The organism is Streptomyces sp. MMG1121, from assembly GCF_001280015.1.
GTDB lineage: Bacteria > Actinomycetota > Actinomycetes > Streptomycetales > Streptomycetaceae > Streptomyces.
Genome location: NZ_LGDV01000199.1, coordinates 51,993 through 77,706, shown reverse-complemented (window position 1 = coordinate 77,706; position 25,714 = coordinate 51,993). Strand labels below are relative to the sequence as shown.

The 25,714-nt window shown below is 72.8% G+C and carries 21 protein-coding genes and 5 pseudogenes; 17 read left to right on the top strand and 9 right to left on the bottom strand.

All coding sequences use genetic code 11. The features are described 5' to 3' along the window. The first annotated feature begins 21 nt into the window (after nt 1-21). The 6 genes from ADK64_RS24480 (at nt 22) to ADK64_RS24455 (ending at nt 6,643) form a co-directional block, all read left to right on the top strand. Nucleotides 22-678 carry a histidine phosphatase family protein gene (locus tag ADK64_RS24480; RefSeq protein WP_053661985.1) on the top strand — a complete coding sequence of 219 codons (657 nt, stop codon included), beginning with the start codon at nt 22-24 and terminating at the stop codon, nt 676-678. A gap of 355 nt (nt 679-1,033) precedes the next feature. After that, complete coding sequence (locus tag ADK64_RS24475; RefSeq protein WP_053661984.1) at nt 1,034-2,653, top strand: ABC-F family ATP-binding cassette domain-containing protein; 1,620 nt, start codon at nt 1,034-1,036, stop codon at nt 2,651-2,653. A gap of 154 nt (nt 2,654-2,807) precedes the next feature. Further along, nucleotides 2,808-3,065, top strand: coding sequence for a DUF6158 family protein (locus ADK64_RS24470; protein ID WP_053661983.1), 258 nt, complete (start codon nt 2,808-2,810; stop codon nt 3,063-3,065). 306 nt (nt 3,066-3,371) lie between these two features. Next, on the top strand, nt 3,372-4,100 hold the full coding sequence (locus ADK64_RS24465) for a hypothetical protein (protein ID WP_053661982.1): 729 nt from the start codon (nt 3,372-3,374) through the stop codon (nt 4,098-4,100). 138 nt (nt 4,101-4,238) lie between these two features. After that, entirely contained in the window at nt 4,239-5,495 is a 1,257-nt protein-coding gene (locus ADK64_RS24460; RefSeq protein WP_053661981.1) for an aminotransferase class I/II-fold pyridoxal phosphate-dependent enzyme, read from the top strand. Then, nucleotides 5,492-6,643, top strand: a complete 1,152-nt coding sequence (locus ADK64_RS24455) for an MBL fold metallo-hydrolase (RefSeq protein ID WP_234384689.1) — start codon at nt 5,492-5,494, stop codon at nt 6,641-6,643. Before ADK64_RS24460 ends, ADK64_RS24455 begins: the two co-directional genes overlap by 4 nt. On the opposite strand, the gene ADK64_RS24450 is transcribed toward ADK64_RS24455, so the two are convergent. Together ADK64_RS24450 and ADK64_RS24445 are read right to left on the bottom strand one after the other, a co-directional pair. Beyond that, nucleotides 6,606-7,238: a VTT domain-containing protein gene (locus tag ADK64_RS24450; RefSeq protein WP_234384688.1), complete on the bottom strand. Its 633-nt coding sequence runs from the start codon at nt 7,236-7,238 to the stop codon at nt 6,606-6,608. The two genes, ADK64_RS24455 and ADK64_RS24450, sit on opposite strands and share 38 nt — an antisense overlap. Beyond that, nucleotides 7,235-8,008, bottom strand: coding sequence for an MBL fold metallo-hydrolase (locus ADK64_RS24445; protein WP_053662032.1), 774 nt, complete (start codon nt 8,006-8,008; stop codon nt 7,235-7,237). Before ADK64_RS24445 ends, ADK64_RS24450 begins: the two co-directional genes overlap by 4 nt. Nucleotides 8,009-8,092: 84 nt before the next feature. Here ADK64_RS24445 and ADK64_RS24440 point away from each other — a divergent pair, with 84 nt between their 5' ends. From ADK64_RS24440 to dnaK, 4 genes and pseudogenes are all read left to right on the top strand, one after another. Then, nucleotides 8,093-8,524 carry a hypothetical protein gene (locus ADK64_RS24440; RefSeq protein WP_053661980.1) on the top strand — a complete coding sequence of 144 codons (432 nt, stop codon included), beginning with the start codon at nt 8,093-8,095 and terminating at the stop codon, nt 8,522-8,524. 247 nt (nt 8,525-8,771) lie between these two features. Beyond that, nucleotides 8,772-10,841, top strand: a complete 2,070-nt coding sequence (locus ADK64_RS24435; protein WP_234384693.1) for an alkaline phosphatase family protein — start codon at nt 8,772-8,774, stop codon at nt 10,839-10,841. A gap of 130 nt (nt 10,842-10,971) precedes the next feature. Then, nucleotides 10,972-11,397, top strand: coding sequence for an OsmC family protein (locus tag ADK64_RS24430; protein ID WP_053661978.1), 426 nt, complete (start codon nt 10,972-10,974; stop codon nt 11,395-11,397). Nucleotides 11,398-11,542: 145 nt separating this feature from the next. Next, nucleotides 11,543-13,410: pseudogene (dnaK, locus tag ADK64_RS24425) on the top strand (molecular chaperone DnaK). On the opposite strand, the gene narI reads toward dnaK, so the two are convergent. The 6 genes and pseudogenes from narI to ADK64_RS24405 all read right to left on the bottom strand — a co-directional run bounded on the left by narI (nt 13,407) and on the right by ADK64_RS24405 (nt 17,537). Continuing rightward, nucleotides 13,407-14,111 carry a respiratory nitrate reductase subunit gamma gene (gene narI / locus ADK64_RS24420; RefSeq protein ID WP_053662031.1) on the bottom strand — a complete coding sequence of 235 codons (705 nt, stop codon included), beginning with the start codon at nt 14,109-14,111 and terminating at the stop codon, nt 13,407-13,409. The pseudogene dnaK and the gene narI sit on opposite strands and share 4 nt — an antisense overlap. Further along, a pseudogene (gene narY / locus ADK64_RS47500) lies at nt 14,057-14,275 on the bottom strand (nitrate reductase subunit beta); the annotation flags it as partial. The pseudogene narY and the gene narI, both read right to left, overlap by 55 nt. Beyond that, the gene (locus ADK64_RS46085) at nt 14,275-14,442 is read right to left on the bottom strand and encodes a hypothetical protein (protein WP_159046323.1); all 168 of its coding nucleotides are present in this window, start codon (nt 14,440-14,442) and stop codon (nt 14,275-14,277) included. The gene ADK64_RS46085 and the pseudogene narY, both read right to left, overlap by 1 nt. Nucleotides 14,443-14,483: 41 nt before the next feature. Next, nucleotides 14,484-15,601, bottom strand: a pseudogene (locus ADK64_RS24415) (molybdopterin-dependent oxidoreductase); the annotation flags it as partial. A gap of 120 nt (nt 15,602-15,721) precedes the next feature. Then, nucleotides 15,722-16,585: a helix-turn-helix domain-containing protein gene (locus ADK64_RS24410; RefSeq protein WP_053661977.1), complete on the bottom strand. Its 864-nt coding sequence runs from the start codon at nt 16,583-16,585 to the stop codon at nt 15,722-15,724. Between the two features lie 118 nt (nt 16,586-16,703). After that, complete coding sequence (locus ADK64_RS24405) at nt 16,704-17,537, bottom strand: helix-turn-helix domain-containing protein (RefSeq protein WP_053661976.1); 834 nt, start codon at nt 17,535-17,537, stop codon at nt 16,704-16,706. On the opposite strand from ADK64_RS24405, the pseudogene ADK64_RS49085 reads away from it, so the two are divergent. From ADK64_RS49085 to ADK64_RS24375, 6 genes and pseudogenes are all read left to right on the top strand, one after another. Next, nucleotides 17,530-17,874: pseudogene (locus ADK64_RS49085) on the top strand (ADP-ribosylglycohydrolase family protein); the annotation flags it as partial. The gene ADK64_RS24405 and the pseudogene ADK64_RS49085 overlap by 8 nt on opposite strands. A 432-nt stretch (nt 17,875-18,306) precedes the next feature. Continuing rightward, a pseudogene (locus tag ADK64_RS49080) lies at nt 18,307-19,005 on the top strand (ADP-ribosylglycohydrolase family protein); the annotation flags it as partial. Between the two features lie 57 nt (nt 19,006-19,062). Beyond that, a complete protein-coding gene (locus tag ADK64_RS24390; RefSeq protein WP_053661975.1) occupies nt 19,063-19,368 on the top strand; it encodes a 4a-hydroxytetrahydrobiopterin dehydratase in 306 nt (101 codons plus the stop codon). Between the two features lie 5 nt (nt 19,369-19,373). Beyond that, on the top strand, nt 19,374-20,213 hold the full coding sequence (locus ADK64_RS24385) for a class I SAM-dependent methyltransferase (RefSeq protein WP_078992810.1): 840 nt from the start codon (nt 19,374-19,376) through the stop codon (nt 20,211-20,213). A gap of 328 nt (nt 20,214-20,541) precedes the next feature. Then, on the top strand, nt 20,542-22,017 hold the full coding sequence (locus ADK64_RS24380; RefSeq protein ID WP_078992809.1) for a cellulase family glycosylhydrolase: 1,476 nt from the start codon (nt 20,542-20,544) through the stop codon (nt 22,015-22,017). A gap of 29 nt (nt 22,018-22,046) precedes the next feature. Further along, the gene (locus ADK64_RS24375; RefSeq protein WP_053661973.1) at nt 22,047-23,771 is read left to right on the top strand and encodes a glycoside hydrolase family 6 protein; all 1,725 of its coding nucleotides are present in this window, start codon (nt 22,047-22,049) and stop codon (nt 23,769-23,771) included. Nucleotides 23,772-23,805: 34 nt separating this feature from the next. Here ADK64_RS24375 and ADK64_RS24370 read toward each other — a convergent pair whose 3' ends face one another. Beyond that, nucleotides 23,806-24,570 carry a phytanoyl-CoA dioxygenase family protein gene (locus tag ADK64_RS24370; protein WP_053661972.1) on the bottom strand — a complete coding sequence of 255 codons (765 nt, stop codon included), beginning with the start codon at nt 24,568-24,570 and terminating at the stop codon, nt 23,806-23,808. Between the two features lie 126 nt (nt 24,571-24,696). Between ADK64_RS24370 and ADK64_RS24365 the strand changes: the two genes are divergently transcribed. Beyond that, nucleotides 24,697-25,626 carry a class I SAM-dependent methyltransferase gene (locus ADK64_RS24365; protein WP_053661971.1) on the top strand — a complete coding sequence of 310 codons (930 nt, stop codon included), beginning with the start codon at nt 24,697-24,699 and terminating at the stop codon, nt 25,624-25,626. The last annotated feature ends 88 nt before the right edge of the window (nt 25,627-25,714 follow it).

Sequence of the window (25,714 nt, the reverse complement as noted above, 5' to 3'; positions counted from 1 at the left end):
TGCGCAAAGGGAGAGCCCCGTATGCGTCTGCTCCTCGTCCGTCATGGTCAGACCCCCTCGAACGTGGACCGTCTGCTGGACACCGCCGTGCCCGGGCCGGGGCTCACCCCGCTCGGCGAGGCCCAGGCCGCCGCGCTGCCCGATGTCCTCGCCGGCGAGGACATCGAGGCCCTCTACGTCTCCACGCTGCTGCGCACACAGCTCACGGCGGCCCCGCTGGCCGCCGCCCGGGGCCTCGAGATGCTCGTCCGCGCCGGCATCCGCGAGGTGGCCGCCGGCGACCTGGAGATGCTGCCCGGCCACTCGGCGGCGGGCGAGCAGTACCTGCGCACCGTGTTCGCGTGGGCGGCCGGGGACACCGCGCTGCGCATCCCAGGCGGGGAGAGCGGCGAGGAGGCCCTCGCCCGGTACGACGCGGTGATCGCCGAGGCCGCGGCGAGCGGCGCCGGCACCGTCGCCATGGTCAGCCACGGCGCCGCGATCCGCGTGTGGACCGCCGCCCGCGCCGCCAACATCGACACCGCTTTCGCCGCCGCCCGCCCCCTGGACAACACCGGAGTGGTCATCCTGGAGGGCTCCCCGTCCGACGGCTGGAAGGCCGTGTCCTGGCAGGACGCCGCGCTGGAACCGGCCGGCGCCCCCGGCCCGACGGGGGAGGCGGTGGACGCGGCGGGGTGACGGGGGGAGTCGGGGGCTTGGGATGTCGGACAGGCCCGGGGTGTCGGGCAGGCCCTCGGCGCCGGGGCGGGCGCCGGGGGTGTCGGGCAGGCCCTGCGTATCGGACCCGGGCCCCGCGTGGTGTCGGAGAGGCCCCGCGGGGTCGGAGAGGCCCGGGTGCCGGACGGGCCTGGGCGCAGGACGGGCCCGGGCCCCGGACAAGTCGTCCGCTCGCGCAAGTCGTCCGCGTCGCGCAAGCCCGGGGCCGTCGGGCGAGTCCCGGTGGGCCGGACAGGGGCCGTGGGTGCCCGGTGAGTGGGCGGATCCTGGATATGCGTTTGCCCCGGGTGGACGACGACCCGCAGAATGCCTGCTCATGGGACATCTGGAAGCCGCGCACCTCGAGTACCACCTCCCCGACGGGAGAACCCTGCTCGGCGACGTGTCCTTCCGGGTCGGTGAAGGCGCCGCCGTCGCCCTGGTCGGTCCGAACGGTGCCGGCAAGACGACCCTGCTGCGTCTGATCTCCGGTGAGCTGAAGCCGCACGGCGGCACCGTCACCGTCACCGGCGGCCTCGGCGTGATGCGCCAGTTCGTGGGCTCCGTACGGGACGAGACGACCGTACGGGACCTGCTCGTGTCCGTCGCCCCACCCCGCATCCGGGAGGCCGCGAAGGCGGTGGACAAGGCCGAGCACGCCATCATGACCGTCGACGACGAGGCCGCCCAGCTGGCCTATGCCCAGGCCCTCTCCGACTGGGCGGAGGTGCGCGGCTACGAGGCCGAGACCCTGTGGGACGTGTGCACCACCGCCGCCCTCGGCATGCCCTACGAGCGCGCCCAGTGGCGGCAGGTGCGCACCCTCTCCGGCGGCGAGCAGAAACGCCTCGTCCTGGAGGCGCTCCTGCGCGGCACCGACGAGGTGCTGCTGCTCGACGAGCCGGACAACTACCTCGACGTGCCCGGCAAACGCTGGCTCGAGGAGCAGCTGAACCAGACCCGCAAGACGGTTCTCTTCGTCTCGCACGACCGTGAACTCCTCGCCCGCTCCGCCGAAAAGATCGTCTCCGTGGAGCCAGGCCCGGCCGGTGCCGACGCCTGGGTGCACGGCGGCGGCTTCGCCACCTACCACGAGGCCCGCCGTGAACGCTTCGCCCGCTTCGAGGAGTTGCGCCGCCGCTGGGACGAGAAGCACGCCCAGCTGAAGAAGCTGGTCCTGAGTCTCCGCCAGGCCGCCTCCGTCAGCCACGAGCTGGCCTCCCGGTACGCGGCCGCACAGACCAGGCTGCGCAAGTTCGAGGAGGCCGGACCGCCGCCGGAGCCGCCCCGCGAGCAGGACATCACCATGCGCCTCAAGGGCGGCCGTACCGGCGTAAGGGCCGTCACCTGCAAGGGACTTGAGCTGACCGGCCTGATGCGCCCCTTCGACCTGGAGGTCTTCTACGGCGAACGGGTCGCCGTCCTCGGCTCCAACGGCTCCGGCAAGTCCCACTTCCTCCGGCTCCTCGCCGGCGAGGACGTGGCGCACACGGGGGAGTGGAAGCTCGGCGCGCGGGTCGTACCCGGACACTTCGCGCAGACCCACGCCCACCCCGAACTCCAGGGCCGCACCCTCCTCGACATCCTGTGGAAGGAACACTCCCAGGACCGGGGAGCCGCCATGTCCCGGCTGCGCCGCTACGAGCTGACCCAGCAGGCCGAGCAGTCCTTCGACCGGCTCTCCGGCGGACAGCAGGCCCGCTTCCAGATCCTGCTGCTGGAGCTCGCGGGCGCCACCGCGCTACTGCTGGACGAGCCCACCGACAACCTCGACCTGGAGTCCGCCGAGGCCCTCCAGGAGGGCATGGAGGCCTTCGACGGCACGGTCCTCGCGGTCACCCACGACCGCTGGTTCGCCCGCTCCTTCGACCGCTACCTGGTCTTCGGCACCGACGGCCGCGTCCGCGAGACCCAGGAACCGGTCTGGGACGAACGCCGGGTGGAACGGGCCCGCTGACGGCCCCGGTCCCGCCCGTTCCGGGGGCCGCCGGGCCTTCGGAGGCCCGGTGCCCCGGATCTTCGTATGGTGGAGGCAGGAATGCCAGCTCCATGGATTCCTCCCGGAACGCGCTCGAGGCCGGGACCACGGACACGACGAGCGGGGCACCACCATGACCGGAGTCGACCCCAGCCGACTGGACGACCAGCAGCTCATGAAGGAGCTGGAGACGATCCACCGCACGCGTCACGACACGCTCCTGTACGGCTCGAACGACGCGCTGCGGGCCCACAACGAGCGCATGGCGCAGCTGGAGGGCGAGTACCTGCGCCGCAACCCGCGCCGTCTGGTGAGCGCGGGCCGCACCCGCGAGGGCGCCCGTGAGCGCGGCTGCGGCGAGGCGACGGCTCCGGGCACGTCCGGCACCTGACCGCCACCCCGGGCGTGTACACGCAAGGGCCGGCCCGCACGGGCCGGCCCTCCTCGGCTTGCCCCGGCACCGGCGGACGGCCGGGCCGGGCGTCGTCCCGGCCGCCGCGGGCCGCCGTCACCCGCCTGGCGGTGCGTGTCCCGCGAATGGGGTCCGGCCGCGCGCGGCACGGCGCGGCACGGGCTGAGATGGCAGCGAGGGCACAGCCCGTGCCCCGGCCCGGTGCCCGGTACCCGTGGCGCCGCCCGGCAGGGCCGCCGTGTCGCGGCCCGGCCGATCCGCCGTAGCCCGTCGAGGAGCCGCCTCATGCGCCGCACCCTCCGTGCCCTGTCCGTCGCCTTCGCCGCCGGTGCCGCGCTGGTCCTGGCCGGCCCCGCCACCTCCGCGGCCCCCGCCACCGGCCCCGCGAACTGCGAGACCGTCGCCGGAGCCGTGCCGGGCGCCGTCCCAGGCCCGGTACAGCTGCCCCCGGACGGCAAACCCTGCCGCGACATCGGCGGCAGCAGCGGGGACAGCGGCGGCACCCGGTGCCGAACGGGGGAGGAGTCCTGCCGGGACAGCACGGGCTGCCGCGGCGGCGGGTCCTGCTCCGGTGTCGACGGCGACCACAGTGCCCTCAGCGACGGCCGCACCGGCCTGAGCGGTCAGGGTGACCACAGTGGCCACAGCGACGGCCGCACCGGCCAGAGTGGCCACAGCGACGGCCACACCGGCCAGAGTGGCCGCAGCAACGACCACAGCGACCACAGCGGCCGCGGTGATCAGGGCGACCACGGAGACCACGACGACCACTCCTGCACCGAGTCCCGCGACCCCCAGCACGACGGCCAGTCCCACGACGGCCAGTCCCACGGCAGCCAGTCCCACGACGGCGACGACTGCTCCCCGGCCACCGTGCAGCACGGTGTCGAGGCCGGTCAGGGCGGCAGCCTCACCGACTCGGTCCCGGCCCTCGCCGCCGGCGGCGTCCTCATCGCCACCGCCTGCGCCGGAGCCGGCTACCGGCTCCACGGCCACCGGCGTACCGGTGTGTGAACGGGACAACGCCCGGACCACCCATAGCGGGCCGCCCGGCGGGTACACCACTGCGAGGGCACCGGCACCCCACATCGCACCTCACGGCACACCACACAGCAGCCCACGACGACCCACCAGGACTGCGCGGAGGCGGACATGCGGCGCACGGACCACGAGGGCCACGGCCCCGTCCGTTACGGCCCGCCGCTCCCCGGCGACGGCCTGCCCGTCCTCCCCGAACTCACCGCCGTGCTCGCCGCCGCCGCGCGCCGCACCGACGCCCAGCCCGTCGGCGGCGCCCCCGCCCTGCTCGAAGCGGCCTGCGGCTACTGGACCCGGCGCGGCCTGCCCACCGTCCCCGACCAGGTCGTCGCCGGCCCCGGTGCCCCCGCCCTGCTCCTCGCCCTCACCGCCGCGCTCGCCGGGGACGGCGCCGACGTCCTCGTACCCCGGCCCTGCGCCGCCTGGTGGGCGCCGTACGCCCGGATCCTCGGCCGGCCCGTCTTCCACGTGCCCACCTCCGCCGAGGGCGGCGGCGTCCCCGACCCCTACGCGCTGCTGGAGACCGTCCGCCGGGTCCGCGCCGAGGGCGGCGACCCACGGCTGCTCGTGCTCTCCGTCGCCGACGACCCCACCGCCACCGTCGCCGCGCCGGAACTGCTGCTCGAGACCGTCGAGGCCGCCACGGCCGAGGGCCTGCACCTGGTCAGCGACGAGACCTGGCGCGACACCCTGCACCACCCGCACGACACCGTCCTGCTCAGCCCCGCCGAGATGCGGCCCGACCGGGTCACCGTCGTCACCGACCTCGCCGGATCCCTGCTGCCCCCCGGCTGGCCCGCCGCCGTCGCCCGCCTCCCGGCGACCGAGCCCGGAGCGCACCTCCACGCGCGCGTGCTCGACATCCTCACCGCACTCGGCGCCCGCGTCGCCGCCCCCGTCGCCGCCGCGGCCGGCTACGCCCTCGACGAACCCCCGCCCGTCACCGAGCGCCGCGAGGCCACCGTACGGCTGCACGCGCGCGTGGCCGCTGCCGCGCACGCCGCGGTCGTCGCCGCCGGTGCCCTCGTCCGCCCCCCGCAGGCCGGCCGCCATCTGTACGCCGACCTCGGCCCGCTGCGCGAATCCCTCGCCGCTCAAGGAGTCGGAGACGCGCAGGAGTTGGAGGATCTCCTCACCGCCCGGCTCGGCATGCCCGCGCCCGGCGGCCACCGCTTCGGCGACGACCTCGGCGCCCTGCGCGTACGGATCGCCACGGGCCCCCTGCTGGGCGGCACCGACGAGGAGCGCGCGGAATGTCTCATGTCACCCGTGCCGTTGGAACTGCCACACGTGCAACGTGCGTTGATCTCCTTGACGTCGGTCCTCGACGATCTCCGCGACGAAGCTCAGCGATGGGAGCCTCCTCGATGACGCAGCAGACGCATGAGCCCGCATCGCCCACGACGACCCTCGCACCCACCACGCCCTTCCCGCCGCTCGCCGAACCCCGCCCCCTGGGCGAACACCGGGTGTGGCCAAGGACGTTCCACGACCGGCTCACCGCGCCCCTGCCCGGCCTGAGGGCGATCGCCCGCTTCGCCCGCGAAGGCGCCGTACGGCCCGGCCCCGAGAGCCTCGCCGACATCCCCCGGCTCCCCGTCGAATCCGCGCCGCTGCCACGCGTCGACTCCCGCACCCTCGCCGTCACCTGGGCCGGGCACGCCAGTTGGATCGTGCGGACCGGCGGTCTGACCGTCCTCACCGACCCCGTCTGGTCCCGTCGCATCATCGGCACCCCCGCCCGCATCACCCCCGTCGGCGTTCCCTGGGAGAGCCTGCCGCGGATCGACGCCGTCGTCATCAGCCACAACCACTACGACCACCTCGACGCCCCCACCCTGCGCCGACTCCCGCGCGCCACACCGGTGTTCGTCCCCGCCGGGCTCGGCCGCTGGTTCCGGCGTCGCCGCTTCACCCACGTCACCGAGCTGGACTGGTGGGAGGGCGCCGAACTGGCCGGTGTCCGCTTCGACTTCGTCCCCGCCCACCACTGGTCCAAGCGCACCCTCACCGACACCTGCCACAGTCTCTGGGGCGGCTGGATCCTCACCCACCGGGACGCCGGGCGCGTCTACTTCGCCGGCGACACCGGCTACGGCCACTGGTTCTCCCGCATCGGCCGCCGCTACCCCGGCATCGACCTGGCCCTCATGCCCATCGGCGCCTACGACCCCCGCTGGTGGCTCAGCGACGTCCACTGCGACCCCGAGGAAGCCGTCCGGGCCACCCTCGACCTGGGCGCCCGCCGTATGGCCCCCATGCACTGGGGCACCTTCATCCTCTCGGCGGAGCCGGTCCTGGAACCCCTCACCAGGGTCCGTGCGGCCTGGGAGAAGGCGGGGCTGGACCGGAAGGACCTGTGGGATCTACCGGTCGGCGGATCAAAGGTGTCCGAGTGGAGCGCCCCGGCCGGGACGCGGGAAACGGCGCGAGCAACCACGACGAACCGGCACCCCGAAGACCACCGCACCCCGACCCGTGCTACCGAACCCGCCGCACCAAACCCGGCATCGCGCTGATCAGCACGGTCAGCACCACCGCCACCACGACCCCCTCCCACGGCTCGTCGAACAGCGATCCCCCCACGATCCCGATCACCTGATACGTCGCCGCCCACGCCAGACACGCCGCCACATTCCCCCGGCTGAACCGCCGCACCGGCCAGTCGGCCATCAGGCACGCCAGCATCACCGGAATACGACCGGCAGGCACCAGCCGCGACAGCACCAGCACGGCGACGCCATGTTCGGCCAGCCCTTCCCGCGCCCGCGCGGCCCGCTCCTCCGGCGCCCGCGACCGTATCGCCTCCAGCCACCGCGACCCGTTCCGCGACCGCATCCCGCGCCGCCCCAGCCAGTACAGCGCCCCGTCCCCCAGGAACGCCGCCAGCGACGCCGTCACGAACACCAGCGCCAGCGAGAACGGCGCCGTCTGATGGAACGCCACCACCGCCGCCGAACTCACCAGCGCCCCCGTCGGCACCACCGGAACCAGTGCCCCGATCAACACCAGCAGGAACAACGACGGCAGACCGAGCGCCTGTTGCGTCGACTCCGGCGGCACCGCCGACGTCGACGCGGCGGCCAGCACCGCGACGGAAACCGGCCGGATCACCGTGCGACCTCCAGCCGCACACTCTCCCCGTGCCCCAGCTTGTGCACCGCCACCTGCGGCGCGACCACGGCCGCCAGACGCACGAACTCGTCCCCCGGCGCGTGGAACTCGTGCGGCCGCACCGCGTCCATCCCGATCGGCCAGTACGTCCCGTAGTGCACCGGCACCGCCACCCGCGGCGCCAGCCGGGCCACCGCCCGCGCCGCGCGCTCCGCGTCCAGATGCTCCTCGCCCAGGAACGGCCCCCAGCCGCCCACCGGCAGCAGCGCCACATCGACCGGCCCGACCCGCCGCGCCATCGAGTCGAACAGCCCGGTGTCCCCGGCGAAGTAGGTCCGCGCCTCGCCCTCCACCACGAAGCCCAGCGCGGGCGAACGGTGCGGACCCACCGGCAGCCGCCGCCCGTCGTGCAGCGCGGGCACCACCCGGACCAGCAGCTCACCGATCCGCACCTCGTCCCCGGGCACCACCTCGGTCACCCGTACCTGCCGCAGCCGGCGCAGGGCCGGCACCGCCCGTGGTGCGCCCCGGGGCACGAGCAGGCGCGTCCCCGGGGCGAGAGAGGCCAGCGAGGGCACGTGCAGATGGTCGGCGTGCAGATGGGAGACGAGCGCCACGTCCGCGTGCCGGGCCTCGGGCGGCGGCACCGCTCCCCGGCGTCGCCGCAGATGCGCCAGCCGGTGTGCGAACAGGGGATCGGTGAGCACCCGTATGTTCGCGTCCCGGATCGTGCAGGTGGCGTGACCCCACCAGGTGATCTCCACCGGCACCCTCTTCGCCTCCTTCACGCGACTCCCCGAAGCCTACGGGCAGGAGTAGGGTCGGCGGCGAAACCGGGAGGTGAGGGGGACCCCATGGGACAACCGCAGGCCGCCTCCGACGCGACCGTGCCCGTGCGGGTCACGGCCATCGCGAGCCTGACGCCGCTGGAGGAACTGGAAGCCGACCCCTTCCTCGTCGACTCCCGCAGCCAGCACGCCATGTGCGCCCGCTGGGCCGCCGAACACGGATACGTCGTCGCCCGGGAACTCCTCGTCGGCGGACTCCGCTTCGACCACTGCGCCCTGTGGGACGGGGTCCGTCCCGGCGTCGACGTGTTCGTCGCCCCCAGCCTGCGGGTCCTCAGACGGGCCCTGTCCTCCGTCGAGGCCTTCACCGCCGAATGCGCCCGGCGCGGTGTCCGCGTGGAGACGGTCGGCCGCGCCGAGCCGGCCTACGACGCCCAGATGAAGGCCCGCGTACACCGCCGCCTGTCCATGCCGACCGCCGGTTACGACGGCCGCTGAGCCTCTCCGGGCCGTCTCCGTCGCTCCGGTGACCCGTCGGCGCACCGGGCCCGGTATGACAGGGTGGAGCTCCGGCCTGCGCGGCCGGCGCAAGCAGGACGGGGTCCTCCTGCCCGTGTCCGGGCGGTGGCGCGGGACCAGGACGTGAGGTGTACAGGGCGTGCGAGAGGTACGAGGCGTGCCATGGCGGCGGGTCGCCAGTCAGATCGGACGGAGCGTCACCGTATGGGCGGCGTCCACCGCGACCATGCTGGTCCTCGCCGCCCTGCTGCCCGACTTCCAGCTGCAGTCCGCCGACGGTGACAGCGCCACCCGGATCGCCGTCACCGCCGCGTGCGGCGCCGGTGCCTTCGGTGTCCTGTCGGCGGTGGTCTGGCCGCTCCTGGTCCGGGCCCTGCTCCTCGTACCCGCCCTCGTCCTCGGTCTGCTGGTCTTCTTCCTCAACGGCTCGCTGTTGCTGCTCGCCCTGCGCATCAACCCCTCCGGCCGGGGCGCCGCCGCTCCGGAGACCGCCGTCATCGTGGCCGCCGTGATGTCCGCCGTCGCCTCGGCCACCGGCGCCGCCCTCGCCGTACGCGACGACGAGACCTACCGCCGCCGCCTGCACCGCCTCGCCACCCGCCGGCGCAGATCCGACCCGCCCTGCCCCACCACTCCCGGCCTGGTCTTCGTCCAGCTCGACGGCGTCGGCCACGACGTCCTCACGGCCGCGGTCCGCAGGGGCCTGATGCCGACGGTGGCCCGGTGGCTGGCGTCCGGCGACGGCATGCCCTCGACGGACGACGTGCGGACGGCGGCCGACGATATGGCGGTCGACGATATGACGGCCGACGGGACGCAGCCGACCCACCGTCTCACCCCCTGGCGCACCGACTGGTCCAGCCAGACCGGCGCCAGCCAGCTCGGCATCCTCCACGGCAGCACCTTCGACGTGCCGGCGTTCCGCTGGTACGAGAAGGACCGCGGGGAGGTGATGGTCAGCAACCGGCCGACGAGCGCCGCCGAACTGCAGCGCCGCGCCATACTGCACACGGGCGACGGTGGACTGCTCACCGTCGACGGCGCCAGCCGCGGCAACCTCTTCAGCGGCGGCGCCGGTGAACAGGCGCTCGTGCTGTCCATAGCCGCCCGCCGCCGAAGCCCGGAGAACCGTTCCCGCGCCGGGTACTTCGCCTACTTCTCCGACCCGGCCAACGCCGTGCGCACCGCCCTGTCCTTCGTCGCCGAAGTGGCCCGCGAGATCGGCCAGTCCACCCGCGCCCGGCTGCGCCGACAACGGCCACGTGTCGGTCGCGGCGGCCTCTACCCCCTCGTGCGGGCCTTCGCCACCGTCGTCGAACGGGACGTCGTCGTCGCCGCGGTGCTGGGCGACATGCTCGCCGGCCGGACCGCCGTCTACGCCGACCTGGTCGCCTACGACGAGGTCGCGCACCACTCCGGGCCGCACAGCCGGGACGCCGAGAAGGTGCTGCAACGCCTCGACCGGGCGCTCGCCCTGCTGCAGCGCGTCGCCGAACACGCCCCCCGCCCCTACCGCATCGTCGTCCTGTCCGACCACGGCCAGAGTCCCGGCGAGACCTTCCACGCCCGCTACGGCCTGACCCTCGGCGACCTCGTCCGGGCCGGCTGCGGGCTGCCCGTCCCGCGCCGGGCCGGGAGTACCCACAGCGGCGCCGAGGCCCGCGCCGCCGTCCGTGCCGCGCTGCGCCGGCCCGTGGAGGAGAAGGGCGGGCAGCATCGGCCGGCCCCCGGTTCCGAGCCGATCGTGCTCGCCTCCGGCAACCTCGGCCTGGTGTCCTTCCCGGACGTCCACCACCGCATGACCAAGGAGGAGATCGACGCCCGCCACCCCGCCCTGCTCACCACCCTCGCCAACCACCCCGGCATCGGCTTCCTGCTGGTGCGCAGCGAGGAGCACGACGGTGTGGTGCTGGGCGCGCACGGTGCCGAGATCCCGCTGGCCCGGCTCGACGACGTGTCCGGGCCGCTGGCGCGCTTCGGGCCCGGTGCCGCCGACGCCGTCCGCCGGACCCACTCCTTCCCGCACACCGCCGACATCATGGTGAACTCCGCCCACGACCCCGCCGACGGCGAGGTCCTCGCCTTCGAGGAGCAGATCGGCTCCCATGGCGGCCTCGGCGGCGCCCAGTCCCGTCCGTTCCTGCTCTCCCCGCTGGATCTGTCCGCACCGGCCGGGGACCGGGAGGAGCTGGCCGGCGCCGAGCACGTGCACCGCGTCCTACGCCGCTGGCTGCGCGAACTTAACGGCCCCGAGGTTCCGCTGACCGACGCCGCCGAGGAGGAGCGGGCGGCCTGAACGGCTCCCACGCCGTCACCCGCCGTTCACCGTGCGTGGGGCGGTCTTCGGTGTACGGCGGGCCCGGATGTGATCGGATAGGGACACGGAAACCCGGAGACGGGACCGACCACCCGCGAAAGGAACCACCGTGGCCACCACGCGCACCGCGCACACCGTCTGGGAAGGCGAGCTGCTCACGGGCAGCGGCACCGTCACCTTCGACTCCTCCGGCATCGGCTCGCAGGCGGTGTCGTGGCCGTCGCGCGCCGAGCAGGCGAACGGCAAGACCAGCCCCGAGGAGCTGATCGCCGCCGCCCACTCCAGCTGCTTCTCCATGGCCCTCTCGCACGGCCTGACCGGCGCCGGCACCCCGCCCACCCGCTTGGAGACCAAGGCCGACGTGACCTTCCAGCCGGGCACTGGCATCACCGGAATCCACCTCTGGGTGCGGGGCGAGGTCCCCGGCCTGGACGAGGAGGGTTTCGCCTCGGCCGCCGAGGACGCCAAGAAGAACTGCCCGGTCAGCCAGGCCCTGGCCGGTACGACGATCACGCTCTCGGCCGAGCTGGCCTGACGCCCGTACGTCCCGGATGCCGCGTCCCGCCCAGGGGCGCGGCATCGCCGTTCCCGGGCACCCGCGTATCCCCGGCATTGACACGCGCGTACGCGCGTTTTCTGCTGATAGTGCCGAAGGACGCCCTGGCGGAAGGGGACGGATCATGGCACGTGCGGTCGGGATCGATCTAGGGACGACGAACTCGGTGGTGGCCCTCCTGGAGGGCGGCGAGCCCACCGTCGTCACCAACGCGGAGGGCGCGCGGACCACGCCGTCGGTGGTGGCGTTCGCGAAGAACGGGGAGGTGCTGGTCGGCGAGGTCGCCAAACGGCAGGCCGTGACGAACGTGGAGCGCACCGCCCGCTCGGTGAAACGGCACATGGGCGACGCCGGCTGGCGCTTCCCGGACAGCGGTACGGTCGACGGCTCGCGGCTGCGTGCGCAGGAGCTGTCGGCGCGGGTGCTGCAGAAGCTGAAGCGGGACGCGGAGGCCTACCTCGGCGAGGACGTCTCGGACGCGGTGATCACCGTGCCCGCGTACTTCGACGACGCCCAGCGGCAGGCCACCAAGGAGGCCGGCGAGATCGCCGGCCTGAAGGTGCTCAGGATCATCAACGAGCCGACCGCGGCCGCCCTCGCCTACGGCCTGGACCGGGGCGAGGAGCAGACGGTCCTGGTCTTCGACCTCGGCGGCGGCACCTTCGACGTGTCCCTGCTGGAGATCGGCGACGGCGTCATCGAGGTGAAGGCCACCAACGGCGACACGCAGCTGGGCGGCGACGACTGGGACCAGCGGGTCGTCGACCATCTGGTGAAGCGGTTCAAGGGGAACAACGGCATCGACCTGGGCGCTGACAAGATGGCCGTGCAGCGGCTGCGGGAGGCCGCCGAGAAGGCCAAGATCGAACTGTCGTCGTCCTCGGAGACGACCATCAACCTGCCCTACATCACCGCCTCGGCGGCGGGCCCGCTGCACCTGGAGGAGAAGGTGACGCGGGCCCAGTTCCAGGAGCTGACCGCCGACCTGCTCGACCGCTGCAAGCAGCCCTTCCACCAGGCCGTGCGGGACGCCGGGATCCAGCTGTCCGCGATCGACCACGTCATCCTCGTCGGCGGCTCCACCCGGATGCCGGCCGTCACCGACCTGGTGCGCGAACTCACCGGCAAGGACCCGCACAAGGGCGTCAACCCCGACGAGGTGGTCGCCGTCGGCGCCGCTCTGCAGGCGGGCGTCCTGCGCGCAAGGACGTCCTGCTCCTCGACGTCACCCCGCTGTCCCTCGGCATCGAGACCAAGGGCGGCATCATGACCAAGCTGATCGAGCGCAACACCACGATCCCCACCCGGCGTTCGGAGATCTTCACCACCGCCACCGACAACCAGCCCTCGGTCGGCATCCAGGTCTACCAGGGCGAACGCGAGATCGCCGCCTACAACAAGAAGCTCGGCGTCTTCGACCTCACCGGACTGCCGCCCGCCCCGCGCGGCGTCCCGCAGATCGAGGTGGCCTTCGACATCGACGCCAACGGCATCATGCACGTCTCCGCGAAGGACCTCGCGACGGGCCGCGAGCAGAAGATGACCGTCACCGGCGGCTCGGCCCTGCCCAAGGACGACATCGACCGGATGATGCGGGAGGCCGAGCAGTACGCCGAGGAGGACCGGGAACGCCGCGAGGCCGCCGAGACCCGCAACCAGGCCGAACAACTCGTCTACCAGACCGAGAAGTTCGTCCGTGACAACCACGACCGCGTCCCCGCCGACACCCGCGACGAGGTCGGGGCGGCCGTCGCGGAGCTGAAGGCCCTGCTGGAGCGGAACGCCGACACCACCGCCCTGCGCACCGGGGTGGAGAAGCTCGCCACGGTCAGCCAGCGGATGGGACAGGCGATGTACGCGGCCGCCTCCACCGGTGGCCAGAGCGACCCGCAGGACAGCACTCCGCAGGCGGAGGCGGACGCCGACGCGGACGACGTGGTGGACGCGGAGATCGTGGACGAGGACCGGGACACCAAGGGGGGCGCGGCCTAACCCCCGAGCCGCTCCCAGCCCCGCCGCTCGGGGCGCGGACCCAGCTGCCGCGGATCCCGGGTGCGGTACACGACGTACGGCCGGAACAGATACCGCACCGGCGCGCTGAACATGTGCACCAGGCGGCTGTACGGCACGAACGCGATCAGCACCATGCCGATGACCGCGTGCACCTGGAACAGCACCGGCACGCCCTCAATCAGACGCGTCTTCGGCTGGAGCGTGAACAGCGAGCGGGCCCACGGGGCGATCGTCTCGCGGTAGTCGTAGCCGTTGCCGGAGGCGTGCGACAGCTTGGCGGTCATGCCCAGCACGGTCGCCCCGACCAGCAGCACGTACATCGCCTTGTCGTTGCCGGTCGTCGCCCGGAAGACCGGGGCGCGGGTGCGGCGCCGGTAGACGAGCAGTACGATGCCGGCGACCGTCAGCACCCCGGCCGCCGTCCCCCCGTACAGCGAGAACAGGTGGTACGTGTGCTCGCTCACGCCGAGGGACTCCGTCCAGGACGTCGGCACGAACAGGCCGATGACATGTCCGGCGAGCACGAACAGGATGCCGTGGTGGAACACCGGCGAGGCGATGTTCAGCAGCCGTGACTCGTACACCTGCGAGGACCGAGTGGTCCAGCCGTACTTGTCGTAGCGGTAGCGCCAGCCGAGGTCACCTCCCAGCCCCCGCGCCAGGTCTCCTGGTCCTCCCAGCGGCGCGGATAGCCCTGCCCCGGGCGGGTCTCGACGTTGTTGAACCAGACGTACTCCATGCCGCGCCGGTTGGTCCATGCCTGCTTGCAGGTCACCGAACAGGTATGGCATCCGATGCACTTGTCGAGGTTCATGACCATCGCGATCTGGGCCATGGGACGCATCAGTACTCGACCTCCTGGCTGCGGCGCCGGATCACGGTCACCTCGTCGCGCTGGTTGCCCGTCGGGCCCAGGTAGTTGAACGCCCAGGACAACTGGGCGTAACCGCCGATCAGATGGGACGGCTTGAGCAGCAGCCGGGTGAGCGTGTTGTGGATGCCGCCGCGCATGCCCGTGGTCTCCGTCTTGGGCACGTTGACCGTGCGCTCCTGCGCCCGATGTCGGCGGCGCGCAGGAACTTCGCCGGCACATACGCGCCGTCCCGCTCGGTGAGCGTGACCAGGAACGGCAGGTCGGTGAACTTGCGCACATAGTCCGCGAAGAACGGTGTCTCCCGGTCGACGAAGAACTCCTTGAGGATCACATGCCCCATGGCCATCGCGAGCGCGCCGTCCGTGCCGGGGTGCGGGTGCAGCCACTCGTCGGCGAACTTGGTGTTGTCCGCGTAGTCCGGCGACACCACCACGACCTTCTGCCCGCGATAGCGGGCCTCCGTCATCCAGTGGGCGTCCGGGGTGCGGGTCACGGGGACGTTGGAGCCCCACATCATCAGATACGCGGCGTCCCACCAGTCGCCCGACTCCGGCACGTCGGTCTGGTCGCCGAACACCTGCGGGGAGGCCACCGGAAGGTCGGCGTACCAGTCGTAGAACGACAGCATCGGCGCGCCGATCAGCGAGTGGTAGCGGGCACCGGCCGCGTGCGACACCATCGACATCGCCGGGATCGGTGAGAACCCGGCGATGCGGTCCGGGCCGTAGGTCTTGATGGTGTGCACCTGCGCGGCGGCGACGATCTCCACCGCCTCGCCCCAACTCGCCCGCATCAGACGCCCTTGCCGCGGGTCCGCTGGTAACGGTGCCGCCGCTCGGGGTCGTTCTGGAGGTCCGCCCAGGCCAGCACCGGATCCTTCAGCCGCTCCCGGGCCTCGCGGTACATCTCCAGCAGCACGCCCCGGATGTACGGGTAGCGCACCCGGGTGGGGGAGTAGGTGTACCAGGAGAACGCGGCGCCGCGAGGGCAGCCGCGCGGCTCGTACTCGGGCCGGTCCGGGCCCACCGACGGATAGTCCGTCTCCTGCGTCTCCCAGGTGATGATGCCGTCCTTGACGTACACCTTCCACCGGCACGAACCAGTGCAGTTCACCCCGTGGGTGGAGTGCACGACCTTGTCGTGGCTCCACCGGTCCCGGTAGAAAGCGTCCGCCTCCCGCCCGCCGGTCAGCGCGATGCTGTGCAGATCGGGCGCGAGCGTGCCGGGCCGGAAGAACCGCCCCGCGGCGAGCAGGGCCGCACCGGGCTCCTTGGGCGGTGTCTGCGAGTCGGTCACGTGCGCTCCCTCGGCTCACCCCGTCACTGCGAACCTAGGGGCGGGGGCCGGAGCGCACCTCCGCACAGACCCGTACGGGTCACAGCCGCCTCCCCCGCAGGGGCGGGTCCGCGCGGGGTGTCACAGGGACGCGCGGAACTCCCTGAGCAGGGTCCGCGTGCGCTGGACCGACGCGGCCCGCGCCGTCATGTGGTCCAGCACCTCCAGATGCGCGGCGACCTCCCGCCGCGAGTCCAGATACAGGGCGCCGGTCAGATACTCGGTGAACACCATGTCCGGCAGCTCCGGCTCGGCGAACCGGAACAGCGTGAACGGCGCGTACGTCCCCGGATGCGGGCCCGCCGCGAACTCGGCGATCTGGAGCGTGACCTTGTCCCGCTCGGCGTACTCCAGCAGCCGGTCCAACTGGTCGCGCATCACCTGGGCGCGCATGCTCACCGGGCGCCGCAGCACCGTCTCGTCCATGATCACCCACAGGTGGGGCGGGTCGTCCCGGTCCAGCAGTCGCTGCCGCTCCAGACGCAGCGACACATGCCGCTCGACCGACTGCGGCGAGGTCTGCCCGATCGTGCCCGCCTCCATCACCGCGCGCGCGTACTCCTCGGTCTGCAGCAGACCGGGGACGAAGTGCGGCTCGTAGGAGCGGATGATCCGGGCGGCGCCCTCCAGGCTGACGTACAGGCTGAACCAGTCCGGCAGCACGTCGTGGAACCGCTGCCACCAGCCCGGCTGGTTGGCCTCCTCGGCCAGCCGCACGAACGCGGCCGCCTCCTCCTCGGGCACCCCGTAGGTGTCCAGCAGCACCTGCACGTACGGGATCTTCAGCGCGACCTCGGCCATCTCCATCCGCCGTACGGTCGCCGACGCGACCCTCAGGACCCGGGCGGCCTCGTCCCGGCTGAGGCCCGACGCCTCGCGCAGCTCCTGCAACCGCTTGCCGAGCACCACCTGGCCGACGGTGGGCGCAGCCCGCCGCTCACTCACGCCACGCCTCCCCTACGCGCCTAAGTACCCGGGCAGTCTGCCATGTGATCGCCTCTCGCACACCGGTCCGAGGGTATCTCGATGGCCGAAAAGCGGCGGGAAGGCGGCGGGAAGGCGCTCAACCAGCGAGCGTGTGCAGGTATTTGGCGGTCGCCGGGTCCGCCGGCAGGAACGTCTCGATGGCGAGTTCGGCGACCGTGACGTCCATCGGGGTGTTGAACGTGGAGATCGACGACACGAACGACAGGATCCGGCCGTCGTGCTCGATGCGCATCGGCAGTGCGAAGTACGCGACGGGCTCGGCCGGTTCGTCGTCCGGCGCGTCCTCGGGCACCGGGTAGGCCGCCACCTCCTCGTACAGGGCGCGCAGCTGGTCCGAGCGCTCCAGGGCGATCTGCCGCCTCATCTGGTCCAGCAGGTGCCCGCGCCACTCGCGCAGATTGCGGATGCGCGGCGCCAGCCCCTGCGGGTGCAGGGTCAGCCGCATCGCGTTCGGCGCCGGGGCCAGCAGCCTCTCCGGCACGCCGTCCAGCAGCATCGCGATGCCCCGGTTCGCGGCGACGACCGTGTACCCGGCGTCGACCACCAGCGCCGGGTAGGGCTCGTAGCCCTGGATGAGGCGCTCCATGCCGTCGCGCAGCGCGTCCAGCGCCGGGTCGTCCAGCGGGGTCTCCGGATAGTGCGGGGCGTAACCGGCCGCCAGCAGAAGGGAGTTGCGCTCGCGCACCGGCACGTCCAGATGCTCGGCGAGCCGCAGCACCATCTCCTCGCTCGGCCGGGACCGGCCGGTCTCGATGAAGCTGATGTGCCGGGCGGAGGAGTCGGCACGCAGCGCCAGCTCCAGCTGGGAGATCCGGCGCCGCTCCCGCCAGGCGCGCAGCAGCGGGCCGACGCCCTTGTCGGCGGCGGAGGCGGTGGCGGACGCGGCGGGACCGGAAGCGACAATGGCCATACGTCCGACCGTAGTCGAGGAGTTGCGCATGAACGAGCCGTGGCAGCAGCCGTGGCGGACGCCGTCCCTCCAGACGGCGGCCGTGTACCGGGCCAGGGTCCGCGGATGTCTCCTCGGCGGCGCGCTCGGTGACGCCCTCGGCTACCCCGTGGAGTTCGCCTCCCTGGACCGCATCCGCGTCTCCCACGGCCCACGCGGCGTCACGGGCCTGCTGCCCGGCGCCTCCGGTGCGGTAGGCCTGATCAGCGACGACACCCAGATGACCCTGTTCACCGCCGAGGCCCTGATCCAGGCGCACGCCCGGCAGCGCGAGAAGGGCACCGCCGGCGCCTGGCCCCTGCTGCTGCGCCAGGCGTACGAACGCTGGCTGGAAACCCAGTCCCAGCCGGCGCCCGGGCCTGATCAGCCGGCGTCGGTGCAGCCGGGGAGTCCGGCGGGGGGCCGGTCCACGCAGCCGGGGGGTCCGGCCCGGGACTTGGTGACGCAGCCGGGGGGTCCGGTCGGGGACTTGGTGACGCGTCCCGGAGGTCCGGCCGCCGGCTTCGTCTCGCGGTCGGGGGCCTCGGCCGCACGCCTGGTCCCGCAGCCGGGGGCGCAGCTCGGCGACCCCGGCGCGCAGCCCGGCCTGCCGACCGTCGGCCCGGCCTCGCAGCCCGGCCTGCCGACCGTCGGCCCGGCCTCGCAGCCCGGCCTGCCGACCGTCGGCCCGGCCTCGCAGCCCGGCCTGCCGGCCGTCGGCCCGGTCCCGCGGCCCGGCACAGCCGCCCGCGGTCTCGTCACCGAGGCCTGGCTGTACGCCCGCCGAGCCCCCGGCAACGCCTGTCTCTCCGGTGTCGCCCAGAGGTACGCGCCCGACCCCGCACTTCCGCTCGACGGCACCCCGGGCGAGGTCAACCCCGACTCCAAGGGCTGCGGCACGGTCATGCGCTCGGCCCCCTTCGGCCTGGTGGGTCCCGCCGACGCCGCCTTCGACATGGCGGCGCGCGGCGCCCAGATCACCCACGGTCACCCCACCGGCTACTACGCGGCGGGCGCGCTCGCGGCGATCGTGGCGCACCTGGTCGCCGGGGACTCCCTGGAGGGCGCGGTGCTGCGCACACTGCGGCTGCTGGAGCGGTACCGCGGCCACACGGAGACCACGGCCGCCCTGCGCGAGGCCCTGGACCTCGCCGCCGACGGGGCACCGACGGCCGAGAAGGTCGAGTCCCTCGGCGCGGGCTGGGTCGCCGAGCAGGCCCTCGCCATCGGCGTCTACTGCGCGCTCGCCGAGCCCCGCCCCGAGCTGGCCCTGCTGCTGGCCGTCAACCACTCGGGCGACAGCGACTCCACCGGCTCGATCTGCGGCAACCTGCTCGGCACGTGGTACGGCGACACCGGCCTGCCGCACGACTGGGTGGCCCGGGTGGAGGGCCGGGACCGGATCGCCGCGCTCGCCGACGACCTCGCTGCGGAGTACGCACGCGGCTGACGTGGCAGGCTGAACCCGTAGCCCGTCCGTCCCGCCGCCTCGAAGGGAGCCCCGGCCATGGCCGTAGAACCACTGTCGCAGAAGGAGATCGAGGACCGGCTGGCGGAACTGCCCGGCTGGTCGGTGGACGGCGACAGCCTCACCCGCCTCTACCGGCTCGACTCGCACCTCGCGGCGGCGGCGCTCGTGATGCACATCGCCGTCGTCCAGGACGAGCTGGACCACCACTCCGACCTCACCCTCGGCTATCACACCGTCGCCCTCAGCGTGAACACACACAGCGCGGGCGGCGTCGTCACCGCGAGGGATTTCGCGCTCGCTCGCAGGGTGGAGGACATCGCCCCAGGTCACGGCGCACACTGAGGGGCATGCTCGACTACGACAAGGAAGCCGACGCCTACGACGCGTCCCGGGGCGGCGAGGCCCGCGCCGGGGCCGCCGCCCGAGCGGTGCTCGACCTGATCCCCGAGGGGCCGGGCCGGCTCCTCGACGTGGCCTGCGGCACCGGCATCGTCACCCGTCGGCTGGCGGCCGACCGCCCCGCGCTGCGGGTGACCGGCGCCGACCTCACCCCCGCCATGGTCAGCTGGGCGGGGGCCCGGCTGCCGGGCGCGGTCGTCCGGGCGGACAGCCGCCGCCTGCCCTTTCCCGCCGGCACCTTCCACGCGGTCACCAGCATCTGGCTGCTGCACCTGCTGGAGGACCCCGAGGACGTCCACGCCATCGTCGCCGAGTGTGCCCGTGTGCTGCGGCCCGGCGGGGTCTACGTCACCACCGTCGACAAGGCCGACGCGCACGACGTCGGCAGCGACATCGACGCCGTCCTCGCCTCCCGCCCGCGCCGCCCCGCCCCGGACGCCGCCGCCTCCGTCACCGCGCACGCCGGCCGGCACGGGCTCCGGCCGGCCGGCGACACCGCGTTCCGTGGCGTCGGTCAGGGCCGCAGCCCGCGTGCCACCATCGCCGACCTGCGCCGCGGCTGGTTCACCATGCTGCCGCCGGGCGAGGCCCGCACCGAGGAGTTCGCCACGCGCCTGGCCGGCCTCCCGGGCCAGGACCACCCCCGCCCGGACCCGGTGTTCGCGCTGCGCGCCTACCAAAAGCCCGCTGGCGCGCAGGAGTTCGTCTGGGACCGCGACAACTTCCGTGCGGACGGCGACGACTGGGAGGTGACCCCGTCCGTCCTCCCCGGGAGGCGCGCCACGTGACAGCCGCCCCGCACCCGCGCCCGCACGCGACCCCGCACCCGAGCTTCTTCCTCGGGGACGGCATGGCCACGGCATCCAGGCCGACGGTGTGGGCGGCTCGGGAGAAGTCAAGGCTTGAACCAGTGGGAGCGCTCCCATAGTGGAGACGACCCTGTGAGCGGTCAAGGTGTTTGAAGAGTCGAAAAGATTCGACCGCAGCGGTTGAGAAGACGTCAGCAACTCCCCTGGGCAATATGCCCACTTGGCGCTACGTTCCTTCGCACCAGTGGGAGCGGTTCCAATCAGTCGACGCGTCTGTCACGGCGCGCCAAACTGCAAGGAGTCGCTCATGCGACACCCCCCGCGTTCAGTACTTTTAGCCGCCGCCGGTGCGGTCGCGCTCGTCGGGAGCGCGCTCGTCCCGGTGGTGCAGGCCCAGGGGGCCACGCCCGCGTGCACGGTGGAGTACTCGGTCACCGATCAGTGGGCGGGCGGCTTCCAGGGGTCGGTGAAAATCACCAACAACCAGTCAGCACTGAGCAGTTGGCTGCTCACATTCGACCTCGCCGACGGCCAGAAGATCACCCAGGGCTGGAACGCCAAGTGGTCCCAGTCCGGCACCGGCGTGATCGCGGCGAACGAGAGCTACAACGGCTCCCTCGGCACCGGCGCCAGCGTCAGTGCCGGCTTCCTCGCCAACTGGTCGGTGAGCAACACCACGCCGAACACGTTCAAGCTCAACGGCACCTCCTGCAACGTCGATTCCGATCCCCCGACGTCACCGCCGCCGACGGATCCGGCCACGCCCGGCACCGCACCCGCCCTCCATGTCTCCGGCACCGACCTCGTGGACGCCGTCGGCGCGACCCACCGGCTGCTCGGTGTCAACCGCTCCGGCGGCGAGTTCATGTGTGTGCAGGGCTACGGCATCTGGGACGGCCCGGTGGACGACGCGGCGATCAAGGCGATCGCCGACTGGAAGGCCAACGCGGTCCGTATCCCGCTCAACGAGGAGTGCTGGCTGGGTCTTTCCGACATCAAGCCCGAGTACGGCGGTGCCAACTACATCAACGCCGTCAAGGACCTGGTGGCCCGTGTCGAGGCGCACGGCATGACCCCGATCCTCGATCTGCACTGGTCCTACGGCCAGTACACCGGCAACTCGGCCGGCTGCTCCGACGTCCACGCCACCTGCCAGAAACCCATGCCCGACGCGCAGTACGGCCCCTCGTTCTGGGCGTCCGTGGCGAGCACCTTCAAGGACGACCCGGCACCGGTGTTCGACCTGTTCAACGAGCCCTACCCGGACCGGGCGACCTCCGACGTCACGGCCGCCTGGAGGTGCTGGCGGGACGGCGGGACCTGCCCAGGGATCCCGTACGAGGTCGCCGGTATGCAGGATCTCGTGGACAGCATCCGGAACGCCGGGTCCGAGAACGTCATCATGGCCGGAGGGCTGGCGTATGCGAACGACCTCAGCCAGTGGACCGCCTACAGACCACAGGATCCCGTCGGCAACCTCACCGCCGCCTACCACGGCTACAACTTCAACACGTGCTCGTCCGAGAGCTGCTGGAACTCCACGCTCGCCCCGGTCGCGGCCCAAGTGCCGCTGATCGCCGGGGAGATCGGCGAGAACACCTGCTCGCACGGCTTCATCGACCAGGCCGTGAAGTGGTTCGACGACCGGAACCTGTCCTACCTCGGCTGGACCTGGAACACCTGGGACTGTTCCTCGGGGCCGTCCCTGATCTCCGCCTACGACGGCACACCCACCGCGTACGGCATCGGGCTGCGCGACCATCTGCGCGCCCTGAACCCGTGACTCCCTATTCGGGGAAGAAACCCGCACTCATGAGTCGTACCAGAACACCGCTGCTCGCCGCCCTGGCGCTGGTCGCCGGGGCGTCCGGGACGGCGCTCAGCACCGGTCCGGCCTCGGCCGCCGCCGACGCCGTCCCCTGTACCGTCGACTACGCGGTGCAGAACCAGTGGGACACCGGCTTCACCGCCGCCGTCACCGTCACCAACAACGCGGCCGCAAAGTCGAGTTGGTCGGTGAAGTGGTCGTACGCCGGCAACCAGAAGGTCACCAGCGGCTGGAACGCGCAGATCGGCCAGAGCGGCAGCGACGTCACCGCCGCCAACGAGGGCTACAACGGCACCCTGGCGACCGGCTCCTCGGTCGGCTTCGGTTTCAACGGCACCTACAGCGGCACCAACGCGCTGCCCACCACGTTCACCCTCGACGGTGTCACCTGCAACGTCGACGACGGCACCGGCGGGGGAGGCGGCTCGGGCGGCGGTACCGGCGGGGGCACCTCCGGGCGCGTCGACAACCCCTACGCCGGCGCCAAGGTGTACGTGAACCCCGAGTGGTCGGCCAAGGCCGCCGCCGAGCCGGGCGGTACCCGGGTCTCCAACGAGCCGACCGGCGTCTGGCTCGACCGCATCGCCGCGATCAACGGCGTGAGCGGTGGCATGGGCCTGCGTGACCACCTGGACGCGGCCCTCGCCCAGCAGGGCAGCGATCAGGAGGTCGTCCAACTCGTCGTCTACGACCTGCCGGGACGTGACTGCGCGGCTCTCGCCTCGAACGGCGAACTCGGCCCGACCGAGATCGACAGGTACGAGTCGCAGTTCATCGACCCGATCGCGGCCATCCTGTCCGACCCCAAGTACGCCTCCCTCAGGATCGTCACCACGATCGAGATCGACTCGCTGCCGAACCTCGTCACCAACACCGGCAGCCGCGCCACCGCCACGCCCCAGTGCGACACCATGCTCGCCAACGGGAACTACGTGAAGGGCGTCGGCTACGCCCTCGCCAAGCTCGGCGCCATCCCGAACGTCTACAACTACCTCGACGCCGGCCACCACGGCTGGCTCGGCTGGGACGACAACTTCGCCGCCGCCGCGAATGTGTTCAAGCAGGCGGCCACCAGCTCGGGCGCGACGGTCGGCGACGTCCAGGGCTTCATCACCAACACCGCGAACTACAGCGCCCTGAAGGAGGACAACTTCACGATCGACGACAGCGTCAACGGCACCTCGGTCCGCCAGTCGAAGTGGGTGGACTGGAACCGCTACGCCGACGAGCTGTCCTTCGCCCAGGCCTTCCGCACCGAGCTGGTGTCGGTCGGCTTCGACTCGGACATCGGCATGCTGATCGACACCTCCCGCAACGGCTGGGGCGGCACCGCCCGTCCGGCCGGTCCGGGCCCGAAGACCAGCGTCGACGCCTATGTCGACGGTGGCCGCTACGACCGCCGTATCCACGTCGGCAACTGGTGCAACCAGTCCGGCGCCGGCCTCGGTGAACGCCCGCAGGCCGGCCCGGCGGCCGGGATCGACGCCTATGTGTGGATGAAGCCGCCGGGGGAGTCCGACGGCTCCAGCACCGCCATCGCCAACGACGAGGGCAAGGGCTTCGACCGGATGTGCGACCCGACGTACACGGGCAACGCCCGCAACGGCAACAACATGTCGGGCGCCCTGCTGGACGCCCCGCTCTCCGGGCACTGGTTCTCCGCCCAGTTCCAGCAGCTGATGCAGAACGCCTACCCGCCGCTGCCGTAGCACCGGCGCGGTGACCGTCCGCCGGGGCCCGCCGCTAGCGGCCCAGGCCCCGGCGGATCGCGCGCTCGACCGGCGAGTACGCCCCATCCGCCCGATCCAGTTCGTACGGCACCGCCGGGTACAGCGGTGGCTGCGCCATGAAGCGGGGCCGGGTGCCGTGGTGCGGCTGGGCCGCGTGGACCAGGAACGGATGGCACAGGTAGACGTCACCGGGCCGGCCGGTGGCGTAAGCGAGCGGGCGGTGGGCCGTGGCCTCCTCCAGGGCCGGCGCGATCTCCAGCCCCGACACACCCTCCTCACCGTACGGCTCCAGCAGCGGCGGCACGTCCAGATGCGAGCCGACGCGGATTCGGGTGGGGGCGTCGGCCTGCGTCACCTCGCTGAACAGGAAGAGCATCAGCAGGGCGCGGTCCCGTGAGCGCAGATTGGTGAAGTACCAGGTCTCACCCTCGGGGAGATAACTGCCCTCGATGTGCCAACCCGCGTCGTCCGGCTCCACGGGGTGCGGGAAGCGCAACGGCAAGGTCCCCAGCGAATAGCGCGGCGCCCACCGGCCCTCGCCCGCCAGCAGATCGAACGCCTCGTGCAGGACGGCCGCGTTGGCCGCGGCGGCGAACGGCCCCTGCGCCATGTCGCCGAGCCGTACCACTGGCTCCTTCCAGGTGCTCGGGTCCCCGGGGTCGTACCCCGTCTCCCGCCACAGCAGCCGGGTGCAGTCCTCGGCGACGCGGGGCGGGACCGCGCCCTCGATCTTCACGAAGCCGTCGGCGAGGAAGCGTTCCACCTGTATATCGTCCACACGGCCCCATGGTGCTGCCGATACCGCTGCCGCGCACCCGGTTTTTTTGCGACACCGGCAACAGGACTGGCCTGGTCGGGGAGTGCCGCCGCACGCTGGCGGCATCCGAACGAGAGGCTGACCACCATGGCACACGCGGACCACGACCAGCACGGGCGGCACGGCGATGACGCGCCCCACGCGCACACGGGCCACGCGGGGCACTCCCACGACGGCGCCGTCGACTGGGCCGCGATGGTGGCGCTGCTGGAGGCGGAGGCCGAGCTGAACAGTCCGGCGTATGCGCGCGCCCTCGCCTGGCTGGCCGAGGACGTGACCGAGCCCGGTCTGATCGTGGACGCGGGCAGCGGGCCCGGTGTGATCGCCTGCCTGTTCGCAGAGACGTTCCCCGGCGCCCGGGTGGTCGCCGCGGACGGCTCCGCCCCGCTGCTGGAGCACGCCCGTGCCCGGGCCGCCCGCCAGGGCGTCGCGGACCGCTTCGACACCATCGTCGGTGAACTCCCCTACTCTCTCAAGGAGTTGGAGTACCCGGCGGACCTGCTGTGGGCCAGCCGCAGCCTGCACCACCTCGGCGACCAGAGGGCCGGGCTTGCCGCGTTCGGCGCCCGGCTCGCCCCCGGCGGCACCCTGGCCGTCCTGGAGGGCGGCCTGCGGCCCCGCTATCTGCCCCGCGACATCGGCTTCGGCCGCCCCGGACTGCAGGCCCGCCTCGACGCCGTCCAGGAGGACCGCTTCGCCCGGATGCGCGCGGAGCTGCCCGGCGCGGCCGCCGTGACCGAGGACTGGCCGGCCCTGCTGGGCGCCGCGGGCCTGAAGCACACCGGAACCCGCAGCTTCCTGCTCGACGTGCCCGCCCCCCTGCCGGAGCGGGCGCGCGCCTTCGTCGTCTCCGCGCTGACCCGTACCCGCGAGGTCTTTGCCGAGGACCTGGACGCCGAGGACCGCGCCACCTTCGACCGGCTCCTCGACCCCACCGATCCCGGCAGTGTCCACCTCCGTCCCGACGTGTTCGCTCTGGCGGCCCACACGGTGCACCGGGCGGTGCGGCCGGCGTAACGGTGCGGCCGGTACAGGGGAGGGGCCGGGCGGTTGACTTCGAGTGCGCTCCACGTGATGAACTCCCCCGCGTCACCGACACACAGGG